Here is a 17,447-nt window from a genome sequence, read left to right as displayed (position 1 = left end):
GCCCACGGCCCACGGCCCACGGCTCACGACCGGGCCGGAGACGTCACCGCTGCCGGACGGCCGTGAAGCCGCAGACCGGTGTGCAGAGCGTGACGATGCCGCTGTAGCGGTAGTTGGTCCGCCCCCGGGAGATGGTGTGCACCGTCAGCTTCTCCCGCAGGGTGGGCTGGTGGCAGCGCGGGCAGATCTCGGTGACCGGCTTGCCCCAGGGGCGCTTGGGATCGAGCTTGGAGATCGACACGGCCATCAGGACCACCGCCAGAGCCGCGCCGCCGAAACCGACCACCTTCCAGACGCCCTTGCCGGACTCCCGGCGGTCGATCATCTCGTCGTAGCCGAAGGTGCCCCCACCGCCGTGGTTGGACCAGATCCGGCACTCGTCGCTGCGGCTCATGGTCTGGCCGTTGCAGGTGGGGGCACTGGTCGGGTCGGACTTGCCGACGACCAGGCCCAGGAACAGGCCGAGGCCGGCCAGGAGCACCAGCACCACCACGGCCGTGGTCCGGCTGCGTCCGGTGTGCAGGCGCGTGCGTTCCTTCACCGCCGTCTCGATCACCGCGTGCGCCATGTTGCTGCCGTCGACCGCCACCACGTGTCTCCTGTTGTTCGTGTTCTGTACCCAGCTGCCCCCGGGCGGACCGGAGTTGCCACGAACCCACCATGATCAGGGCGTTCCCGCGCAGGACTTGGGGAGAGCTTGACCTCCCCGTGACGGGACCGACGCTCAGCCCCTCCCCGCCACCGGCGCGTCGACCGCCGCCGAGGCGGCCGAGGCCAGGTAGGCGGCCGCCTTCCCGGGGTCGAGCAGCCACTCCTCCACGTCCGCCGGGTCGTCGAAGGAGTTGGCGAACCGGTCGGCCACCGCCGGGAGTTCACCCGCCGCACCGAACAGCTGGAGCGCGTGCGGGGGCGCCGGCAGCAGCATCGCGTTCGTCCAGGCGGTGACCGACCGCCCGGTGCTCGCCCAGAAGCCGTCGAAGGCCGACTGCTGGAACTCCCGGTCGAAGGGCCGGTCACCGTGCGCGAGGATCGCCGCCAGGTAATGGGCGGCGCACTTGGCGGCGCTGTTGGAGCCTTGTCCGGTGATCGGGTCGTTCGTCATGACCACATCGGCGACCCCCAACACCGCTCCGCCGCCCGGCAGTTCGCCGACCGGGCGGCGTACCACGGGGGCGAAGCGGCCGGCCAGGGTGGCGCCGGCGTCGGTGAGTTCGACGCCGGCGCGGGTGCGGTCGTACTCCCAGGGCGTGTGCGCCTTCATCAACTCCAGGGTCACCCGCAGGTGTTCGGACGGATCGCGGAGCCCGTCGAAGGCGTCCGCCGGTCCGCCCGGGAGGGCCTCCCAGAGCAGGATGTCGCACGGTCCGGCGGCGGTCAGGGCGGGCACACTGAAGAACTCGCCGACGCCGGGCACCAGGTTGCAGCGCACCGCCGGGAACCCGTGCTCGGGGCGCGGCGCCAGCCCGTGCACATAGCTCATGGCCAGCTCGCGTTGCGGCCGCAGGTACGGGGACCACTCCTCGTGGCGTTCGAACACCGACGCCAGCCTGCCCTTGCCGGAGGCGACCAGCACCAGGTCGTACGAGCCGGCGAGGTGGTCGAGGTCGGCGGCGCTCACCTGCCGCAGTTCCACCCGACCGCCGCGGTCGGCGAAGGTCTCCAGCCAGGTGGACATCTTCAGCCGCTGGTCGACGGACTGGGCGTAGGCGTCCAACCGCCCGACCCAGTCGATCAGCCGGGTGCCGTCCGGTCCGCCGACCGAGACGCCGAGGCCCTCGATCCGGGGTGCCCGCTCGGCCCACAGGTCCAGGCCGAGAGCCCGTTCGGTGCGCAGCGCGGAGTCGAACATGCACTGGCTGGACAGCACCCGCCCGTCCCGCACCTCCTGGGCGTCGCGGTCGGTCAGCAGCGTGACGTCGTAGCCGTGGGACTGCAGTCCGAGGGCCAGTTGGAGGCCGGCCTGCCCGGCACCGATGATCAGAATCCTGCGCATCGCCCCTGCTCTCCTGATGGTTCGTCCACTGGGCGGTCCGACCGGGGGTGCCCGCTCCGACCGGTCACCAGTGGTCTGGATACCAGTCCGGAGCGTCCGCGTCCACGGCGCGGACCGGGCGCGGTGTGCGCGGTCGGTGGGCCGGGGCGCGCCCCCGGGAGGCCTACGCCCCCCGGGATGTCGATTTGAAAAATTCTTCAAGTTCATACAGGCTGGCGTGCCGCCGACCCCGGCGCCGACCGGACAGACAGGACAGCCAGAGCCCATGAGCGACGCCCTTCCCCCGTGCCCCTCGTGCTCCAGCGAGTACACCTACGAGATGAACGCCCTGATGGTCTGCCCGGAGTGCGGCCACGAGTGGGTGCCCGCCGAGGGCGGCACCGGGACCGGGGCCGGGCAGGAGACCGACGCGGGTGAGCAGGTCGTCCGGGACTCGGTCGGCAATGTGCTGAGTGACGGCGACACCGTCACCGTGGTCAAGGCGCTCAAGGTCAAGGGCAGCGTCTCCGGCATCAAGGCGGGCACCAAGGTCCGCAACATCCGCCTGGTCGACGGCGTGGACGGCCATGACATCGACTGCCGGATCGAGGGCTTCGGTGCGATGCAGCTCAAGTCCAGCGTGGTGAAGAAGGCCTGAGGCCCCCAGGGCCCCACGGCGGAACGGCCCGGACGAGCGACCCGCTCGTCCGGGCCGTCGGCGTCTCCACCACGCACCCCCGGCCGATCCGAACCCCAGGTCAAGCGCACGTAAAGACCCCGCCCTCGACCGGCCGACCGCCGCGGCTTAGGCTGTCCGGGCCCGAACGAGCCGACGGCCGCCGAGCGGCCGCCGGGGAGGGGGCGGGCAGCAGACACCGGATCGACACAGGGGGACACCACACCATGCACCGAGAGCACGAACCGTACGAACGGTACGAACCGTACGAAGAGCCCGGCCACCGGCCCGACGGCTACGACGACGACCACCTCGTCCACGGCGACCACGACCGGACCCCGCGCCGCCCGCGCTCCCGCCGGGTCTGGCTGGTGGCAGTCGGCGGGGTGTTCACCGCGCTGGTGGTGGTCGGCGGGTACGGCGCGTACAACGTCTTCAACGCCGTGTCCGGCGGGTCCTCCGCCGGCGGGGGCGGCAGCACCACGACCGCGTCCAAGGGGCCGCAGACGCCGCCCACCACCGAGCAGGCCGACGCCGTCGCCAAGGACTTCCTGGCCGCCTGGGGCCGTGGCGACATCGGTGCCGCGGCCGGCCTGACCGACCGGCCGGAGGCCGCCCGGATGGCGCTCACCTCCTTCCACGACGGCGTACCGGCCCGCTCGCTCACCCTGACCGGGACGGGCCCCGCGGCCTCCGGCACGCCGAGCGAACCCGTCCTCGGCTACCGGGTGCGGGCCGAGTTCGACGGCACCACCGAGGCCTGGGAGTACGAGAGCACCTTGGGCGTGCTGCGGGCGGCGGACGGGCGGGTGCTGGTGCGCTGGTCGCCGACCGTGGTCCACCCCAAGCTCTCCGCCGGGCAGAGCATCACCGTGAAGGCACTGCCCGACCCGGTGTCGAAGCCGACCGACCGCAAGAGCCGGCCGCTGGACGCCTTCCCGTCCCTGGCCTCCGTGCTGCCGCAGATCCCGCCGCCCGACGGGTCGAAGGCCGTCACCGGACAGGCCGTGGTGCTCAGCGGCGGCGGGCAGCAGTCGGAGCAGCTGTTCGTGCTGACCCCGCCGAGCGCGCCCCAGGTCAAGCTCACCATCGACGCCGACCTCCAGCAGGTCGCCGAGGAGGCGGTGAAGAAGCAGTCGGCGGGCGGCAAGCCCGCCTCGCTGGTGGCGATCCAGCCGAGCACCGGGAACATCCTCGCGCTGGCCTACGCCCCGCAGGGCGGCTTCAACCGGGCCGTCGGCGGCGGGCAGGCACCCGGTTCGACGATGAAGGTGGTCACCGCGGCCGCGCTGCTGGAGGCCGGGGTCACCCCGGACACCGTGGTGCCGTGCAAGGAGACCACCAACTCCCCCCGGAGCTGGCACAACGACGAGCCCGGCAGCCACCCCGACTACACCCTCAGCGACGACTTCATCCAGTCCTGCAACACCGGGTTCATCGACAAGGGCCTGGAGAAGCTCCAGCCCGGCACGCTGGCCGGCGTCGCGCGCGACCAGTTCGGCCTCGGCCTGCAGTGGCGGATCGGCATCCCCAGCCGGGACGCCACCATCCCGACGCCCGGCAGCAAGGACGAGGCGGCCGCCTCGTACATCGGCCAGGGCCAGATCCAGGTCAACTCGCTGGCGATGGCCTCGGTCGCGGCCACCGTGCAGAGCGGAACGTTCCGTCAGCCCGTCCTGCGCGAGGACGTCAAGCGGGTGTCCGCCCCCGGCAAGCTGCCGTCCGACGTCGCCCAGGCGCTGCGCTCGATGATGGCCCGGACCGCCACCCAGGGCACCGCCCGCACCCCAATGTCCGGGCTGAGCGGCCAGATCGGCGCCAAGACCGGTACCGCCGAGGCCGGTTCGGACGCCAACAACAGCTGGTTCATCGCCTACCGCAACGACCTCGCCGTCGCCGCCGAGGTCGAGGGCGGCGGCCACGGCTTCAGCGCGGCGGGCGTGGCGGCCGCCCAGGTGCTCAAGGCGGGCGGCGGCAAGGGCTGAGCCGAACCCGCGCTTGCGCTCAGAGACGCCAGCGCCGGCGCTCAGAGCGGCTGGACCTGCTCCGGGGTCACGCAGTGGGTGTCCTCGCCCACCTCGACGGTGTAGCCCCTCGGCGGCTCCAGCGCGCTCTCGGACCATAGTCCGGTGACGACCCCGACCATCACGGTCGGCCCGCCCTCCACGGCCGGGCCGACCGTGATCCGCACCCGGGTGCCCTCCGGCAGGTCGCTGCGGAAGCGCGGCGGCAGGTCCGTCCGACGGCCGCCCAGCGCGGTCAGGAACTCCGGCCGCAGCCGCCAGGGGCTTCCGTCCTCGGTCTCGACCTCGTAGACGGGCCCCTCGCCCTCGATCCCGCACCCGACCACCACGCCGCGGCTGCCGACCAGTTCCTCCCCCAGCCGGCCCAGCTCCGGCACCGGCGGCTCGGGCGCGGTCAGTGCGACCAGCGCGCCGTACGCCAACCTCGCCTGCTCCGGCCACGGCGTCTCGTCCAGTGGCCAGCGGTACCCGCCGTGCCCGCTCTCCAGGTCCTTGCTCATCACCCGTCGCCCCCTGCTCCCGTCCTCGATACGGCAGGGCCCCGCGCCGGTGGTCCGCCGACGAACCAGCGGGACACGGGCGGCATCGCCGTGAAACCCGGCCGACCTTACGCGGCCGCACCCACCGGCTCCAACCCGCCCTCCCTACGGGGTGCGGCGGGGTTCACCAGCGCAGCAGCCGGCCGGTGGCCGCGAGGCGGTCGAGGACCTGCCGGGTGGTGGCGCTGGCGCGGGGGTGGTCGCCGTGGGTGAGGTGGGCGAGCTCCGCGATCTCCCCGCACGGCTTCGGCGTGCCGGTGACGACGGCGGTGCAGCACACGGTGCGCACGGTCGTACCGGGCGCTTTGCCGTCGGCCGGGGCCTCCACCGTCAGCACGGGGGTGACGGTGGAGGCGTCCAGGGTGACGCCGAGTTCCTCGCGGATCTCCCGGACCAGGGTCTGTTCGAGGCTCTCGCCGGGTTCGGGCTTGCCGCCGGGCAGGTAGAACCGGTCGCGGCCGTGGCTGCGGGCGGCCAGCAGCCGTCCGTCGTCGAGGTGGAGCCAGGCCACCTTCTCGATCACCCGGTTCATGCGCCGGTGGGGGCGCCGGCCACCCGGCGCTCGCCGCCGTTGCGCTCCTGCCAGAAGCGGTACACCTCGACGGCGCCCGCGCGCTCCTCGTGCCGCATCGGCAGTCGGCGCTCCTGCCAGGGCTTGGCGAACTCCTCGTAGAAGGTGGCGAGTTCGAAGTACTTGCGGTCGTCCACGTAGTGCGGCTCGTAGGCGTCGCGGGTGGTGAGGAAGACGACCTCGTCCGGCGAGCAGTAGTAGAGCGAGCCCAGGCACATCGGGCAGGGGTGGGCGAGGACGTAGATGGTGGCGCCGGTCAGGTGCTCGGTGCCGAGCCTGGTGCAGGCCTCGCGGATCGCGAGGATCTCCGCGTGGGCGGTGGGATCGCCGGTCTGGGCCACCCGGTTGGGGCTCTCGGCGAGGATCTCGCCGTCCCTGACGATGACGGTGGCGAACGGGCGGCCGCCCTCGGCGACGTTCTGCCGGGCGAGGTCGATGGTGCGCTGGACGAAGTCCACGGGGTCCTCCAGGAGGGAGCGGGGTGGGCCGGCCGGGCTGCTTCCGGCCCACCCCTCGGTAGCGGCAGGGATCAGAAGGGCTTGGTCGGCAGGTACTTGCCGTCCAGGGTGATGACGGCGCGCTCGCCGCCCTCGGGGTCGGCGACCTTCTTCACGTCGAGCTTGAAGTTGATCGCGGAGATGATGCCGTCGCCGAACTGCTCGTGGACCAGGGCCTTGAGGGTGGTGCCGTAGACCTGGAGCATCTCGTAGAAGCGGTAGATGGTCGGGTCGGTCGGGATCCCGTTCGGGATCGAGCCGCGGGTCGGGATGGTCTGCAGCAGCAGCGCCGCGTCGGCGTCCAGGCCGAGCAGCTCGGCGACGGCCTCGGCGGACTCCTTCGGCAGCGGGTGCTGCCCGAGGACGGCGGCGGTGGTGAAGGCCACCGACAGACCGGAGGCGTCGGCGATCTGCTGCCAGGTCAGGTCCTTGCGGATCTTGGCGTCCACGGCGGCGGCGGCCAGGGCCTCGCGGGCGGTGGGGTCGAACTGGGCGTGCACCATGATCGGTACGTCCTCTCTGGGATGTGCCGTTCCCCGAGCGGGAAGCGGCGGGTGGGGTGGGGTCGGGTGGAATCGGGTGGCGTGGGGCGGGCTCCGGGCCCGGCGGGTCAGGCCGCGAGCGTGGCGGCGGTCAGGTCCTCGACCCGGCCGGTGGGGATGTCGTACACCCAGCCGTGCAGGGCGAGCTTCCGCTCCGCCAGCGCCCGGGCGACCGAGGGGTGGGTGGCCAGGTTCGCCAGTTGGGCGAGCACGTTCTGCCGCACCAGGGCGGGGACGTCGCCCCCGGGGGCGGTGCGGGCCCGGGAGGCGTCCGCGTGCCGCAGCCAGGCGGCCACCGCCGGGGCGCCGCTGAGGTCGTGCCCCTGGGCGAGGGCCGTCATCGCGCCGCAGGCGGAGTGGCCGCAGACCACGATGTCCCGAACCCCGAGCGCGGCGACGGCGTACTCGATGCTGGCCGCCACCCCGTCGGCCTCGGGGCCGTAGGCGGGCACCAGGTTGCCGGCGGTGCGGATGACGAAGAGGTCCCCGGGCTCGGTGCCGGTGATCAGCTCGGGGACCACGCGGGCGTCCGAGCAGCCGATGAACAGCGTGTGCGGTGCGTGGTGCGTGGCCAGGTGGGCGAAGAGTTCCGCCTTGGCGGGGAAGACGTCCCGCTGGAAACGGGCGACGCCCTCGGTGAGGTCCTGCACGGTCACTCCCTTCGGGTGGTGATCGGCCCTGTGGGCTGGTGAGATCCACCATGCATGACCTGCTCCTATAGTGTCCAAGAGTCAATGCCCATGAGAACGATCGATGACACCTATAGTTGCGGGCATGGCTGTCCTGGAACTGCGCCACCTGCGCTATCTGCTCGCCGTGGCCGAGCACGGCAACTTCACCCGCGCCGCCGAGGAGCTGCACATCTCGCAGCCCACGCTCTCCCAGCAGATCAAGCAGCTCGAACGGACGGTGGGCGTGCAACTGCTGGACCGCACCGGCCGCACGGTCCGGCTCACCGACGCCGGGGCCGTCTACACCGAGCACGCCCGGCGGGCACTGCGCGAACTCGCCTCGGCCGAACGCGCCGTCCAGGACGTCCAGGACCTCTCCCGCGGCCATCTGCGACTGGGCGTCACCCCCACCTTCACCGCCTACCTGATCGGCCCGCTCACCGCCGAGCTCCACCGCCGCCACCCCGGCGTCGGCCTCACCCTGACCGAACTGCCCCAGGAACGGATCGAGGCGGCCCTGCTCGCCGACGACCTCGACCTCGGCATCGCCTTCACCGGCCAGCACCTGGCCGGGGTGACCGCCGAAGCACTGTTCACCGAGACCCTCAGCCTGGTCACCGGCCCCGGCCACACCGACGCCGGACAGCCCCGGCCGCTCCCCGTACAGGCCCTGGACGGGCGCCAACTGGCGCTGCTGACCGGCGACTTCGCCACCCGGAGCCATATCGACGACTACTTCGCCCGGCACCGGACCACGCCCCGGATCGCCGTCGAGGCCAACTCCATCCAGGCCCTCACCGAGATCGTCCGGAGCACCCCGCTCGCCACCGTCCTGCCCGACGCCATCACCCACGACCACCCCCACCTCACCCCCGTCCCGGTCGACCCTGCCCTGCCGGCCCGCACCGTCGCCCTGCTCCGGCGCACCGACGCCTACCAGAGCGCCGCCACCCGCGCCTTCACCCGCCTCGTCCAGGACCTCGTGCGGGCCCGCGGCTACGTCCCGGCCCCCTGACGGCGCCCCGAGCGGTCCGGCCGTCGGGCGGCGCCTCCGGTGTCGCAGACCTCGCCACCGGCCGCCACGCCACGCCCGACCTGCGCCGGCGCGTCGGCAGCGTCACCAAGGCCTTCACTGCCGCCGGCCTCACCCCGCCGGACGCTCCGCGCACCTGGTGACGAAGTCGCCGATGGCCTCCTCCATCCGGGTGAGCCCCGGCTCCTCCAGCGGGTAGTGCCCCGCGTTCTCCAGCAGCACCGTCTCCACCGGCACCTTGGTGATCCGGGACAGGAACGGCACGCTCAGGTGGTGCGGGGTCCAGCGGTCCTCGGCGGGCTGGGTGAGCAGCACCGGGCAGGCGTCGAACTCCTCGGGCTCGACGGCGGGGGCGTAGTTCAGGTAGCGGTCGAGGAAGCGGACGCTCACCCAGTTCGCGGCCGAGGTGCGGTCCTTCATGAACACCTTCATCGCGCCCGGGTCGTTGGCCAGCGCGGACATCTTGGAGGCCAGGCTCATCGGGTACTTCAGCGCGGCGGCCGGGGTCCTGGCCGCCACCCCCATCAGCGGCACGCCCGCGCGGACGGTGAGCCTGTCATGGGCGGTCTCCTCGCGGACGGTCCGGTCGCGCTGGTCGAGGAAGGTCATGCCGACGATGCCGGCCAGGGTGCCGCGCGGGGCCTTGGCGGCGACATGGTACGTGACCATGCCGCCCGCGCTCAGCCCGTAGAGCACGATCGGGCGGTCGTCGCGGGTCCGCTCGTACGCGAGGAAGTCCACGACCAGGTCGACCCAGTCGTCGTACGAGGGGGTGCTGCCGGACCGGACCTTGGTGAGGCCGTAGCCGAGGTTGTCCAGGGCGACGGTCTCGAAGCCGCGGGCGGCCAGCGGGGCGCCCAGGATCAGGGACATCTGGCGGCCGTTGGTGCCGACCCCGTGGTGCAGCACCACCTTGGCCTTCGCCTCGGGGTTGCGGTAGCGGTCGAGGTGGACGCGGTGCCCGCGCCAGTTCCAGAACTCCTCGCCGGGTGCGGTGGCGTCGGTCAGCCGCAGCCGGGCGGGCAGGAATTGCTGGAGGTCGCGCCAGGCCTGCTGGTCGCGGTAGTGGGTGGGGGTGGCGGTGGTGGTGTTCATGGTCGGTGGCCTTTCGGGTGCGGCCCGCCGATGGGTCAGGCCGGGGAAGCCTCGGGGCGGTCGAGCGCCCCTCGGGTGATCATCCGTACGCCCTCGGCGAGGTCGCGGCGGGCGGTCCCGGCGTCGCGCAGGTCGTCCTCCAGCCCCCGGGTGAAGGTGAGCAGGACGGCGGCGGCCCGGCGCGCGGTGTCCGGGGCGGTCTCGGCGAGGGCGGCGGTCAGGAGCTCGGCCAGGTCGTCGACGTAGTCGGTGATCAGCTCGGGCGCCTGGGCGGTGGCGGCGTTCAGCAGTTCCTGGGCGTGGGCGGGGCTGTCCCGCCACAGCCGGATGGCGACCTCCAGCTTCACCCCGAGCACGGCGAGGACCTTCTCCTCGGGCGTGTCCGCGGCCGCCGCGGCCGTCCGGGCAGCCGTCCGGGCCCGCTCCAGTGCGGACCGGACGACCTTGACCACCGCCTCGTCCTTGCTCCCGACGTACTTGTAGACCGTCGGGCGTGACATCTGCGCCTCTTCGACGATGTCGGACACGGTGGTGCGGCGGTAGCCGTTGCGGGCGAAGCAGCGGTAGGCGGCTTCGAGCACCAGCTGTGCGGGTGGAACCTTCGGCATGCTACGAATTTAACACTCGATGCCAGATGTGTAAACGCGAAAGCGCCGACGAGGGCCCGAAGGCCACCCGTCCGGCAGCCGGACCACGGCCGGGAACGACGAAGGCGAGGAGTTCGGGAACTCCGAACTCCTCGCCACTACCGAAGCAACGCGCCAGGGGGCCTTGCGGCAAGGCCCCCCTGAGGGCGCAGACCATCGCCCTGGGCCGGACCTTCGGGGGGGTGGGCGGCTACCGCGGGGCGAGCTTGATCATCGCGAACGGGGCGCCCTGCGGGTCGGTGACCACCGTCATCCGGCCGGCCATCATGTCGAAAGGCGGGACGAGGACGTTGCCGCCGCTGCGGACCAGGGCGTCGACCGAGGAGTCCGCGTCGTCGACCGCGAAGTAGCTGAGCCAGTGGGCCGGGGTGCCGGGCGGGTCGTTGCTGAGCAGGGTGGCGCCGCCGACCGGGCGGCCGCCGATCTTCAGCTCCCAGTACTCGACGTCGCCCGCCATCCGTACGATCTCGATGCCGAAGGCCTCACCGTAGAAGGCGGTGGCGCCCTCGATGTCGCTGGTGTGCAGTTCGTTCCAGGTCAGCGCGCCGGGCTCGTTGACCACCTGGGCGCCGGAGAAGTCCAGCGCCTGCCAGACGCCGAACACCGCGCCCTGCGGGTCGGCCGCGATCAGCATCCGGCCGATGGTGCCGACGTCCATCACCGGGACCAGCAGGGTGCCGCCCGCCGCCACGATGGCGTCCTGGGTGGCCTGGGCGTCGGTGCTGGCCAGGTAGCTGGTCCACACCGTGGGCGGCTCCGGCATGCCCTCGGGGGCCATCGCCGGGCCGATGCCGGCGGCCGCCTTGCCGTTCAGCAGGCAGACGGCGTACCCGCCGAACTCGGCCGGGCCGGGCTGGCCCTGCCAGCCGAACAGGTCGCGGTAGAAGTCCAGCGCCGCCTGCTGGTCCTTCGCCATCAGATCGACCCAGCACGGGGTGCCGGTCACGTACGGGGTGGTGACTTCGGGCATGCTCGCTCTTCCTCTTCCTCTGAGGTCCCCCGAGTCACCCTCGCGTCCCGCCCCGGGATCCGCCACCCGAGATGCCCCCACGGCCCACCGCGGCCCTCCCCGGCCGGCCGCGCAGATCCAGCTGCGGCAGGTCGCCGAACCCCACGAGTCGCACCCCGTACCGCCCGCCCTGCGGCTGACCCCACCCCGACTGATCGTCAGGAAGCGCTCCCCCGTAGGTTCGTACCGTGACGGGCGGCCGCGATCGCAGCCGCCCGACGGAACCGCACGCGCAAGGAGCGGCCATGACCATCGACACCCCCGGGAACGACCAGGAGGCGGCGGCGCTGGCCGCGCTCGGCAGCCGGGTGCTCGCCGAGGCCGGGCACGGCGACATGATCTGGGGACACCTGGCGGTCCGCGACCCGGCCGGGCGCGGGGTCTGGATGAAGGCCTCCGGCTGGGGCCTGGAGGAGATCGATCAGGACCGGGTGCTGCTGGTCTCCTGGGACGGCGAACGGCTCGCGGGCGGTGAGGGGCTCCCGGACGGCGGGCGGGTGCACCTGGAGTACCACATCCACACCGAGGTGCTGCGGGCCCGCCCGGACGCCCAGGTCTCGCTGCACACCCACTCCGGCACCGTCAACGCCTTCGCCTCGCTCGGCGAACCGCTCCGGCCGCTCAGCCACGACGCCGTGGCCTTCGCCGAGCACGGGCTGCCGACCTTCGGCGCCACCGCCAACCTGATCCGCACCCCGGAGCTCGGCCGGGCCCTGGCCGCCGACCTCGGCCCGGCCCGGGCCTGTCTGATGCCCCAGCACGGGCTGCTCACGGTCGGCCGGGACATCGCCCACGCCGTGATGTACGCCGTGCTGCTCGAACGCGCCTGCGGGCTCCAGCTCACCGCCCTGGCGGCGGGCGGACCGAAGCGCTGGACCGGGCACCGGGAGAGCCTGGAGAAGGACGCGCTGGTCTGGTCCGCCGGCCAGATCGAGGCCGGCTGGGACTACTGGGTCCGGCGCACCGAGCGCCCGGCGCAGCGGTAACCACGGGGCGCCCGGCCCCCGGCGCTGCGGACACCGGGGGCGCGGACGCCGGGGCCGGGCGACCCCGGCCGTCACGCGAAGCGGGAGCTCCGGACCGGGCCGGACGAGCCGATGCGGTCGCGCGGACCCGCGGCGGGCCAGCCGGCCGCGCGGGTGGCGAAGGCCGTGAGGACGTCGTCCGGGTCGGCCGGGGTCTCGCCGTCGCCCTCCGGGGCGGTCGGGGCGGCGGCCAGGATCGCCTCGGCGAGTTCCTCGGCCGAGCGCCGGTCGGGCTCGGCCTCCTCCGGTTCGCCGTCCTCGTCGAACTGCAGGCCGGGCTCCCACGGGGCGTGCACGATCTGCCCCAACAGCGTGGAGACGTCGGCCGTCACGGCCGGCGGGTCGGTCCAGCAGGTGGCGTGCTCGAAGAGGAGCTCGCCCTCCGCCCGCTCGTTCAGCTGCGCCACCACGGCGGGATCGCACTCGTTCAGGTCGTACGCGACCACCAGCACGCCCGGCGTACCCGGCTGGTACGGCGCGGCCGGCACGCCCAGCAGCCGGGCCGCCGCCAGCCCGAGGGCCCGGCTGCCCCGGTCGGCCAGCAGTCCGACCGAGGCGGGCTTGCGACCGGTGGCGGCCAGCACGGTCCGCAGCCGCTCCAGGCCGTACCGGCAGTGCTCGAAGTCGTCCTGGAGGTACGCCCAACGGCCGGTCATGCCCTGGTCGAACCCGTGCGGCGAGAGAGTGGTGAGCAGGCCGCCGGTGAGCACGTGGTGCCAGCCGCGCAGGTCCCGGTCGTCGACGGGCGGCAGGGCCGCCGCCCGCTCCAGCATCCGGCCGACCCGCCGGCCCGGGCCCACCCAGACGTCCTCGGGGGCCGACAGCGCCCCGTACACCTCGCGGGCCAGCGGTATCCGGCCGCTCATCAGCGCGTTGTAGACCGTCAGGTACCGGTCCGGCCAGTCGTCGAGCCGGGCGTCGTGCTCGCGCAGCACGGCCAGCGCCTCGGTGTGCCGCTCGCAGCCCTCCAGCGCGGAGACCAGCTCCAGCAGCACCTTGCGCAGGCCGAGCTGCCGACCGGCCTCCGCCTTGGGCTTGCGGCGGAACAGGCCGGTGCGCGCCGGAGCGGCGGGCGGCGCCTGGACCAGCCGCAGCGCCTCCCGCAGCGCGGGGACGGCCACCGCGTCGATGCCGCGCTCGACGCAGGCGTAGCCGTACGCATAGAGCCGGTCGGCGTCCCCGGGCCCGGCCGCCAGTGCCCTCGAAGCCTCCGCCAGATCCCGGAAACCGGCGCCCTTGGCCAACTCGGCCACCAGCGGGGCGACTTCGGCGGGCGGGAGGCGGTCCGCGGCGGAGCGCAGCGTCCGCATCGCTCCCTGCGAGTCGCCGGACTCGTAGAGCTCCCAGGCTTCGGACAGTTCGGTGGCCATGTGTCTCCGGGGTTGGGGGGTGTCAGGACCTCAGGATGATCCCCGGCCGACCGCCCTCCGGGCAAATCGATTTCCGCTGGTCGTTGCCGCTGGCCAGGGCCCGGCCCACTACCTCAGCAGGAAGTCGTACACCGCCTGCCTGCCGGCCGGGTTCGTCGCCCGGTTCTGCACCGAGTGGGCCGCCCCGGACACGATCACGATCTCCGGGTCGTGCGCCAACTCGGCCTGCTCGTAGAGCAGTTCGTAGGGCGTGGCGAGGTCCCGGTCGCCGCCGAGCAGCAGCACCGGCACGTCCGGCAGCCTGTGGTGCGGCGACGGCAGCGGCGGCACCTGCTCGCGCGGCCAGTCCAGGCAGACCAGGAGGCTGCCCAGCCCGGTCGCGGTCGCCGGGTCGAACGGCCAGGTCTGCTCGGCGGTCAGCCGCTGCCGGGTGCGCTCCAGCGCCGCCGCGCGGCCCGCGACGGGGGTGTCGGCGGTGCCCCACGGGAAGCGCGAGTCGGCGCACAGGGCGGCGGAGTGCAGGCCCTGGCTGAGTTCCTCGGCGGGCGCGGCGTCGACCACCTGGTGGACGAGCGCGAAGAGGTCCTGGAGCTTCGCGGGCCGTCCGGCGGCGGCCTCGTGCAGGGCTTCCGGGAACCCGCCGAAGTCCGGGTCGATGAACTCGAAGCCGGTGAGCGCGCTCAGGATCTGCGCCCCGTCGCCGTACCGCCGCACCGTGGCGGCGAGGTCGGCGGCCGGGTCGGTGGTGCAGCCGGTGGCCTGGCAGGCGGCCCGCAGCACCCGGGCGGTGGCGGGCATCGCGGCCAGGTCGAGCGGGTCGAAACCCCCGGGCGGCGCCACCGAGTCGAGCACCAGCCGGGCCACCCGCGTCGGGTGGGCGAAGGCGTACCGCTCGGCGACCACGGTGCCGTAGGAGACGCCGTCCAGGCTGAGCCGCCGGTCGCCGAGGGCGCGGCGCAGCAGGTCGATGTCGGCGACGGTGTCCGCCGTGGTGTAGTGGCGGGCGTCCGGGCCGAGGGCGGCGGCACAGTCGGTGATCGACTGCCGGCGCGGCACGGCGAGGTCGGAGGAGCCCATGTCCGCCTGGAGGCCGGGGCATTGGAGCGCGCCCCGGCCGGTGCCGCGCTGGTCGTACATGACCAGGCGGTAGTCCTTGAGGACGGGCGCCAGCTTGTCCGCCATCCGCTTGATCGACGGCACGCCGGGCTGGCCGGGGCCGCCGGTGAGGTACAGCAGGTCGCCCTTGGGGGCGTCGGCGTTGCCGGTCGTCGCCACGTCGAGCCGCAGGGTGCCGGGTGTGGCGCCGCTGTGGTCGAGCGGGACGGTGAGCGTCCCGCAGGTGAACTCCGGGGCGTCCGGGCAGGGTGCCTGCCCGGTGATCCCGCCATCGGGCCCGGGCTGCGGTTCGGCCGACGCCGGGGCGGCGGGGCCGGCCAGGGTGGTGCCGGCGACCACCGCGACGGCGCCCAGCAGGGCGGCGATGCGGCCGCGCGTGCTCGTCATGTTCGTCCTTCCGCTCACGCCGCGTCCGGGCGGACGCGGTCGCGGAAGCAGCCTGCGCCCCGGGGCCCTTCGGGGGCGAGCGTCCGGACGGCACTCGGCCGGAAACGAACCGTCCCGGTGGCACCGGCCCGGAGGGCGGCACCGGCCCGGAGGGCGGCACCGGGTCGGAGGGCGGCACCGGGTCGGAGGGCGGCGTCGGGTCAGACGGCGGAACCCAGGGCGTGCAGGCCGGCCCGGCTGCCGGAGAAGACGGTCGAACCGGTGGCCGTCAGGAACACCCGGGTGTACTCGGTGTCGGACTTGAGCTGCTCCGGCTCGTCCCGCCAACGCGGCCGACCGGTCGCCAGGTCGAAGGCGAACAGCCGGTCGTCGTTCGTCCCCACGTAGACGGTGCCGTCGGCGGCGGTCATCGAGCTCATCCCGCGCCCCATGCCCACCGGTACCCCGGCCGTCCAACGGGTGTCACCGGTGTCCGCGTCCAGCGCCATCAGCCGGTCCCCGCTGAGCAGGCACACCGTCCGGTCGGCGGCCGCGAGCGGGCCCGCCACCGGCAGCCGCCGGCGCTGCCAGCGCACCTGGCCGGTGGCCGCGTCCAGCGCGAGGGCCGTGTAGGAGTCCGGCTGGCCACCGCTGTACCCGAGGTGGACGAGCCCCCGGTGGATCACCGGAGGGGCTTCGACGGCGACCACGGCGTCCTGGGTCCAGAGCCGGGCGCCGCCGCGCGCGTCCAGGGCGAGCAGCCCGCCGTCCCGGCCGGCCACGTACACGGCGTCCCCGGCCAGCGCCAGCACCCCCGTGACGGCCGCCGCCTCCGGGTCGCTGCTCCAGCGCAGGCCGCCGTCGGCCGCGTCGTAGCGGTGCAGCGCGGCGCCGTGGACCGCGAACACGCCACCCGCGCCGATGACCGGCCCCGAGGTCTCCGGGGTCTCGGACCACTCCGGCAACGGCACCTCCCAACGCGGCTCCCCCGAGGCGGCGTCGAGGACCTGCACCCCGGCGGTGGAGACCACGCTCACCACGCCGTCGCCCGCGGCCAGGTGCCACCCGCCCGAGTTGGCCAACTGCCACCCGTCCAGGTGGTTCACCGGCGGGGCCGCCTTGACCGCCCGGCTCCAGCGCACCGCCCCGGTCCCCGGATCGAGCGAGCGGACCGTGCCGTCGTACCCCGAGGCGAACAGGCCCCGCTGCGCCCCGGTCGGCAGGACCACCCGCCCGCCCGCCCCGGACGAGCTCCACAGCCGCGGCCCGCGCACGGCGTCCCGGTGCGCCCACCACCCGGCCCCGCCCGCGACGGCGAGCGCGCCGAGGCCTCCGGCGGCGCTCAGCAGCAGCCGCCGGCGGTTGAGCTGGGGTGCGGTCACGGGCGGGATCGGTTCGTGCTGTGTGGTGTCGGTGTTCACACCGACCAGGACTTCGTGCACGGACTTCCGGTTCCCGGTCCTCGCGGGCAGTACGGGAGGGGCGTCAACGGGGCGAGAGGATCCGGCAGATGTCGTCCTCGGTGCAGGTGGCCGGGTCGGTCGCGGCCGCCGTCCCGGTCAGGCGCAGCAGTTCAGCCCGGGCCCGGGTGAGTTCCGCGATGCGCTGCTCGACCGCGCGGAGGTGTTCGGCGAGGAGCGCCGTCACGTGCCCGCAGGGCGCCTGCCCGTCGTCGCGGATCCGCAGGACCTCGCGGATCTCGCCGAGGGTCAGCCCGGCCGCCTGGGCGCCGCGGACGAAGGCGAGCCGGTCGGCCGCCCGGGGCGGGTAGTCGCGGTAGCCGCCGGGGGTGCGGGGCGGGGCGGGCAGCAGGCCGGCCTGCTCGTAGAAGCGGACCGCCTTGGTCGACACCCCCGCCCGGGCGGCGAGCTCTCCGATGCGCATGGCTCCAGGCTACGACTTGACCTTCCAGTGCACTGGAAGGTCTACCGTGCACGGCGGGGGCGACGAGAGGACGTGACGACGGTGGAGCTGACCATCCTGGCGGTCCCGGACTGCCCGAACGCCCCGCTGCTGCGCGGGCGGCTCGACGAGGCACTGGCCGGGCTCGGGCGCCCGGTGGAGGGGATCCGTGAGGTCCTGGTGACCGACGGGGAGCGGGCGGAGGAGCTGGGCATGCGCGGCTCGCCGACCCTGTTGATCGACGGCGTCGACCCCTTCGCCGGGCCCGGGCAACCGGCGGGCCTCTCCTGCCGGCTGTTCCGGGACGCGTCGGGCTCGCTCTGCGAGGCGCCCACCGTCGACCAGCTGCGCGGGGCCCTGCGCGCCGCCCGGCAGCGGCCGTAGCGGCAGTA

The 17,447-nt window shown here is 74.0% G+C and carries 19 protein-coding genes; 5 read left to right on the top strand and 14 right to left on the bottom strand.

The features are described 5' to 3' along the window. Positions 1-43 precede the first annotated feature (43 nt). Both ABTZ03_RS24285 and ABTZ03_RS24280 read right to left on the bottom strand, forming a co-directional pair. Complete coding sequence (locus ABTZ03_RS24285) at positions 44-592, bottom strand: hypothetical protein (RefSeq protein ID WP_350515166.1); 549 nt, start codon at positions 590-592, stop codon at positions 44-46. A 132-nt stretch (positions 593-724) separates the two neighbouring features. Further along, positions 725-1,993 (bottom strand): styrene monooxygenase/indole monooxygenase family protein, encoded by a 1,269-nt coding sequence (locus tag ABTZ03_RS24280; RefSeq protein WP_350515165.1) that lies wholly within the window; start codon positions 1,991-1,993, stop codon positions 725-727. 265 nt (positions 1,994-2,258) lie between these two features. On the opposite strand from ABTZ03_RS24280, the gene ABTZ03_RS24275 reads away from it, so the two are divergent. Next, positions 2,259-2,630 (top strand): zinc ribbon domain-containing protein YjdM, encoded by a 372-nt coding sequence (locus ABTZ03_RS24275; RefSeq protein ID WP_350515164.1) that lies wholly within the window; start codon positions 2,259-2,261, stop codon positions 2,628-2,630. A gap of 245 nt (positions 2,631-2,875) precedes the next feature. Further along, positions 2,876-4,633, top strand: coding sequence for a penicillin-binding transpeptidase domain-containing protein (locus tag ABTZ03_RS24270; RefSeq protein ID WP_350515163.1), 1,758 nt, complete (start codon positions 2,876-2,878; stop codon positions 4,631-4,633). Between the two features lie 41 nt (positions 4,634-4,674). On the opposite strand, the gene ABTZ03_RS24265 is transcribed toward ABTZ03_RS24270, so the two are convergent. The 5 genes from ABTZ03_RS24265 to ABTZ03_RS24245 form a co-directional block, all read right to left on the bottom strand. Next, positions 4,675-5,172, bottom strand: a complete 498-nt coding sequence (locus ABTZ03_RS24265; RefSeq protein WP_350515162.1) for a hypothetical protein — start codon at positions 5,170-5,172, stop codon at positions 4,675-4,677. 163 nt (positions 5,173-5,335) lie between these two features. Next, on the bottom strand, positions 5,336-5,743 hold the full coding sequence (locus ABTZ03_RS24260; protein WP_350515161.1) for an NUDIX hydrolase: 408 nt from the start codon (positions 5,741-5,743) through the stop codon (positions 5,336-5,338). Further along, a complete protein-coding gene (locus ABTZ03_RS24255; protein ID WP_350515160.1) occupies positions 5,740-6,240 on the bottom strand; it encodes a nucleoside deaminase in 501 nt (166 codons plus the stop codon). Before ABTZ03_RS24255 ends, ABTZ03_RS24260 begins: the two co-directional genes overlap by 4 nt. A 71-nt stretch (positions 6,241-6,311) precedes the next feature. Next, entirely contained in the window at positions 6,312-6,782 is a 471-nt protein-coding gene (gene cynS, locus ABTZ03_RS24250) for a cyanase (RefSeq protein ID WP_350515159.1), read from the bottom strand. Positions 6,783-6,889: 107 nt separating this feature from the next. Then, positions 6,890-7,471 (bottom strand): carbonic anhydrase, encoded by a 582-nt coding sequence (locus ABTZ03_RS24245; protein WP_350515158.1) that lies wholly within the window; start codon positions 7,469-7,471, stop codon positions 6,890-6,892. A 124-nt stretch (positions 7,472-7,595) separates the two neighbouring features. On the opposite strand from ABTZ03_RS24245, the gene cynR reads away from it, so the two are divergent. After that, positions 7,596-8,507: a transcriptional regulator CynR gene (cynR, locus tag ABTZ03_RS24240; RefSeq protein WP_350515157.1), complete on the top strand. Its 912-nt coding sequence runs from the start codon at positions 7,596-7,598 to the stop codon at positions 8,505-8,507. Between the two features lie 129 nt (positions 8,508-8,636). Here the strand turns inward: cynR and ABTZ03_RS24235 are convergent, their stop codons facing one another. The 3 genes from ABTZ03_RS24235 to ABTZ03_RS24225 all read right to left on the bottom strand — a co-directional run bounded on the left by ABTZ03_RS24235 (position 8,637) and on the right by ABTZ03_RS24225 (position 11,237). Then, positions 8,637-9,620 carry an alpha/beta hydrolase gene (locus ABTZ03_RS24235; RefSeq protein WP_350515156.1) on the bottom strand — a complete coding sequence of 328 codons (984 nt, stop codon included), beginning with the start codon at positions 9,618-9,620 and terminating at the stop codon, positions 8,637-8,639. Positions 9,621-9,655: 35 nt separating this feature from the next. Then, positions 9,656-10,228 carry a TetR/AcrR family transcriptional regulator gene (locus ABTZ03_RS24230; RefSeq protein WP_350515155.1) on the bottom strand — a complete coding sequence of 191 codons (573 nt, stop codon included), beginning with the start codon at positions 10,226-10,228 and terminating at the stop codon, positions 9,656-9,658. A 229-nt stretch (positions 10,229-10,457) separates the two neighbouring features. Then, positions 10,458-11,237 (bottom strand): VOC family protein, encoded by a 780-nt coding sequence (locus ABTZ03_RS24225; RefSeq protein ID WP_350515154.1) that lies wholly within the window; start codon positions 11,235-11,237, stop codon positions 10,458-10,460. 284 nt (positions 11,238-11,521) lie between these two features. On the opposite strand from ABTZ03_RS24225, the gene ABTZ03_RS24220 reads away from it, so the two are divergent. Then, positions 11,522-12,262 carry a class II aldolase/adducin family protein gene (locus tag ABTZ03_RS24220; protein WP_350515153.1) on the top strand — a complete coding sequence of 247 codons (741 nt, stop codon included), beginning with the start codon at positions 11,522-11,524 and terminating at the stop codon, positions 12,260-12,262. 71 nt (positions 12,263-12,333) lie between these two features. Here ABTZ03_RS24220 and ABTZ03_RS24215 read toward each other — a convergent pair whose 3' ends face one another. From ABTZ03_RS24215 to ABTZ03_RS24200, 4 genes are all read right to left on the bottom strand, one after another. Further along, positions 12,334-13,671, bottom strand: a complete 1,338-nt coding sequence (locus ABTZ03_RS24215; RefSeq protein WP_350515152.1) for a tetratricopeptide repeat protein — start codon at positions 13,669-13,671, stop codon at positions 12,334-12,336. A gap of 108 nt (positions 13,672-13,779) precedes the next feature. Then, positions 13,780-15,174, bottom strand: coding sequence for an alpha/beta fold hydrolase (locus tag ABTZ03_RS24210; RefSeq protein ID WP_350515151.1), 1,395 nt, complete (start codon positions 15,172-15,174; stop codon positions 13,780-13,782). 200 nt (positions 15,175-15,374) lie between these two features. After that, on the bottom strand, positions 15,375-16,535 hold the full coding sequence (locus ABTZ03_RS24205) for a PQQ-binding-like beta-propeller repeat protein (protein WP_350515150.1): 1,161 nt from the start codon (positions 16,533-16,535) through the stop codon (positions 15,375-15,377). A 103-nt stretch (positions 16,536-16,638) separates the two neighbouring features. Next, on the bottom strand, positions 16,639-17,037 hold the full coding sequence (locus ABTZ03_RS24200; protein WP_350515149.1) for a heavy metal-responsive transcriptional regulator: 399 nt from the start codon (positions 17,035-17,037) through the stop codon (positions 16,639-16,641). 81 nt (positions 17,038-17,118) lie between these two features. On the opposite strand from ABTZ03_RS24200, the gene ABTZ03_RS24195 reads away from it, so the two are divergent. After that, positions 17,119-17,439, top strand: coding sequence for a hypothetical protein (locus ABTZ03_RS24195; protein WP_350515148.1), 321 nt, complete (start codon positions 17,119-17,121; stop codon positions 17,437-17,439). Positions 17,440-17,447: the final 8 nt, after the last annotated feature.

It is taken from the genome of Kitasatospora sp. NPDC096077, from assembly GCF_040303245.1.
Taxonomy (GTDB): domain Bacteria; phylum Actinomycetota; class Actinomycetes; order Streptomycetales; family Streptomycetaceae; genus Kitasatospora.
This window is presented reverse-complemented; position numbering and strand designations above follow the sequence as displayed.